Origin of the sequence: Actinophytocola sp., from assembly GCF_036402745.1 — a bacterium.
Taxonomy (GTDB): Bacteria; Actinomycetota; Actinomycetes; order Mycobacteriales; family Pseudonocardiaceae; genus Actinophytocola.
The window spans coordinates 1-3,359 of sequence record NZ_DASWSJ010000119.1 but is presented as its reverse complement, the minus strand read 5'-3'; the positions used below and the strand labels follow the sequence as shown (position 1 = coordinate 3,359).

The 3,359-nt window shown below is 73.3% G+C and carries 3 protein-coding genes; 1 reads left to right on the top strand and 2 read right to left on the bottom strand.

Annotation, left to right across the window (positions count from 1 at the left end; translation table 11 throughout):
• Positions 1-363 precede the first annotated feature (363 nt).
• Positions 364-1,461 carry a D-alanine--D-alanine ligase family protein gene (locus VGD70_RS11825; protein WP_331081021.1) on the bottom strand — a complete coding sequence of 366 codons (1,098 nt, stop codon included), beginning with the start codon at positions 1,459-1,461 and terminating at the stop codon, positions 364-366.
• A gap of 35 nt (positions 1,462-1,496) precedes the next feature.
• Positions 1,497-2,894 (bottom strand): PLP-dependent aminotransferase family protein, encoded by a 1,398-nt coding sequence (locus tag VGD70_RS11820; RefSeq protein ID WP_331081020.1) that lies wholly within the window; start codon positions 2,892-2,894, stop codon positions 1,497-1,499.
• Positions 2,895-3,125: 231 nt separating this feature from the next.
• On the opposite strand from VGD70_RS11820, the gene VGD70_RS11815 reads away from it, so the two are divergent.
• Positions 3,126-3,359, top strand: a 234-nt coding sequence (locus VGD70_RS11815; protein ID WP_331077423.1) for a pyridoxamine 5'-phosphate oxidase family protein, incomplete at its 3' end; no start/stop codon positions are given.

The window sequence follows — 3,359 nt, the reverse complement described above, 5'->3', positions numbered from 1 at the left end:
TCCGTCCCGGTCCGGTGTGTCGAACATGGACATGGCATCCCCGTCCTGCCGATTTGGTTGGTTCACCGCATTGACGCGGTTCGCCACGCGCAGGTTCTTAACCAGGGATTACGGCCGGACTAGGTGTCTCGTAGATCATCGTGTGAAGTCCGCGCCGACCGCCGGAACCTCAGGGGACCGTGACGGCACCCAGCCACCACCCACCTCGATACGCACCATTCGCCGGGACGCAACGCACACTTTTAATCCCGGGGAGGCGGACTAGAACCTCAGGGGACCGTGACGGCACCCAGCCACCACCCACCCCGACACCCGCACCATCCGCCGGAACGCAACCCACACTGTTAATCCCGGGGAGGCGGGTTAGCGCAGGCCGGTCCCGCGGGCGATCGCCGTGTCGATCAGTGTGGCCAGCAGGGTCGGGTAGTCGACGCCGGTGACCGCCCACATCTTCGGGTAGGCCGACGTGGAGGTGAAGCCGGGCATCGTGTTGAGCTCGTTGATGGTGAGCGTGCCGTCGGCGCCGACGAAGAAGTCCACCCGGGCCAGGCCCTGGCAGTCCAGCGCGCGGAAGGCCTTGACGGCCATGGCCCGCAGCCGCTCGGTGACCACGTCGTCCAGCTTGGCCGGGATGTCCAGCTCGCAGACGTCGTCGAGGTATTTCGTCTCGAAGTCGTACCAGTCCGGGCCGTCCGCGGTGATCCGGATCTCGGCGGGCAGCGACGCCTCGACCCGGCCGTCCGGGAACTCCAGCACGCCGCACTCGACCTCGCGGCCGACGACAGCCGACTCGACGAGCACCTTGGGGTCGATCGCCCGAGCCGTCGCGATCGCGTCGGCCAGCTGGGACCAGTCGGCGACCTTGGTGATGCCGGTGGACGAGCCCGCGCGGGCCGGCTTGACGAACACGGGCAGCCCGAGCCGGTCGCGCTGCGCGTCGGTGAGCGTGGCCTGGCCGCGGTGCAGCACCTCGTACGGCCCGATCGGCAGGCCGTCGGCGACGAGCAGCTTCTTGGTGAACTCCTTGTCCATGGCCACCGCGCTCGCCAGCACGCCGGCTCCCGCGTAGGGCAATCCGACCATCTCGAGCAGGCCCTGGATGGTGCCGTCCTCGCCGTACGCGCCGTGCAGCACGGGGAAGACGACGTCGACCGCGGAGAGCACCTCGCCCTCGCGGCCGCGCTCCAGCACGACCAGGCTGGCCGAGGTGGGGTCGGCCGGCAGGGTCAGCGCGGTGCCGGTGGAGATGCTCGGCATCCGCCGGTCCTGGATCTCCAGCGTCGAGGGGTCGGCCGGGCCGAGCACCCACGAACCCCGCTCGGTGATGCCGACCGGCAGGACCTCGAAACGCTCCGGGTCCAGGTTGGCGAGCACGCTCGCCGCCGACACGCAGGACACGGCGTGCTCCGTGCTCTGCCCCCCGAACACCACTGCCACGCGGATTCGCTCTTGGCTGGCCATGGCGCCCGACCCTACCCGGGGCCGCGCCCCGGTCGTCAGCTTCCCGTCCGCACCAGCTCGACCAGCACCGGGAGCGCGTCCCGCAGCTCCTCGCGGGAACACGCGGCGTAGCCGAGCGCGATGCCGAACCAGCGCGCGCGGCCGACGTGATGCCTGGCCAGCCCGTCGAGGAGCAGGCCGCGTTCGAGGGCGCGGCGGACCAGCTCACGCTCCGCGTCCGCGTCCGCGACCGGCACGACGACGTGCGCGCCGGCCTCATCGCCGAGGACCGGGACGGCGGCACGGACGAGCGCGTCGACCACGAGGGAGCGGCGTTCGGACAGCTCGCGGCGCAGCCGGCGCAGGTGCCGGCCGAGGTCGCCGTTGCGGGCGAACTCGACGACGACGAGCTGGCCGGCCGGGGCCGGGCCGCTGCCGGTGCGGTCGCGGTGGGCGAGGATCGCGGTGACGACCGAGGGCGGCGCGACCATCCACCCCACGCCCAGGGTCGGGGTGAGGATCTTGCTCGTGGTGCCCAGGTGCACGACGACGTCCGGGGCCAGCGCGGCCAGCAGGGGCAGCGGGGCGACGTCGTAGCGCAGCTCGCCGTCGTAGTCGTCCTCGATGACGAGCCAGCCGCGTTCCCGCGCGCGCTCGACGAGCGCGACCCGGCGGGCCGCGGACATGCGCCCGCCCAACGGGTACTGGTGCGCGGGTGAGCAGTAGACGGCCCGCGCGGTGGCCGGCACGGCGTCGATCAGGAGGCCGTCGGCGTCCACGGTGGCCGGCACGACCCGCAGCCCGGCGGCCCGCAGCGCGCCCACCGCCCGCTGGTAACCCGGCTCCTCGACGGCCACCACGTCGCCGGGGTGCAGCACCGCGGCGGCCAGCTCACCCACGGCGAAGCTCGTGCCCGACGTGGCGAGCACCGCCTCCCGACCGTCCTGTTCAGACAGTGCGCCGACACGCAAGCCCCTGTGCCGCAACAGGTGCTCGGCCACCGTCGCGCGGTAGCTGGACAGCCCGGCGCGGTTGGGCCGGACCATCGGCGCCACGTGCGCGGCCGCCCGCCACGCCCGCCGCCACGCCGCCCGGTCGATGCCACCCGCCCACGGCGAGCCGGGGGTGAGGTCGAGCGCGGTGTCGGTGGCCGCGTCCCGGCGCACCGGCCGGGTGTCGGCACGCAGCGACCCGGGCGGCTCGGTGGTGACGTAGGTGCCCGAGCCGTGCCGGCCGGCGATCCAGCCTTCGGCGTGCAGCTGCTCGTAGGCCGCGGCGGTGACCGTGCGGCTGACCTCCAGCTCGGCGGCGAGCGCGCGGGTGGACGGCAGCCGGTCGCCGCTGCGCAGCCGGCCGTCGCCGGCGGCCGCGCGAAGCTGCTCGGCGAGCTGCACGGCCAGCGGGGTGACCGACGCGCGGTCCAGCGTCACCGGCAGCGCGGGTGTCTCGGTCATTCCCGTGAGCGGGAGCGCCGGAGCGTTCGCCGTCTGGACGCGTGAGCGGGAGCGACGGAGCGTTCGCCGTCTGGACTGACGAGCGCGCGCAGGCGCGTCAGCGCCGAGCACGAGAGGAGGGAAGACGGCGAGTAGCGGAGAAGCGGAGCGAACCATCAAACACAGTGGCCTTTCAGAATCGGTGGGTCGTGGCCCTTCCAGGATGCCACTATCTCGGGTCACGCTGGCGGGGTGACTCAGCAAGCGCTCTCCCCCACCCCCCGCAGCACCGTCCAGCGCGGCAAGAAGCGCGCGGTCACCGATCGCGCCGCGCTGTACGCCGTGCTGGACGCCGGCCTGATCTGCCACCTCGCCTTCGTGGCCCATGGCGCGCCGATCGTCATCCCGACCGGATACGGCCGCGCCGGCGACACGCTGTTCGTGCACGGCTCGACCGGCGCCGCGAGCCTGCGGGCGGCGGCGGCC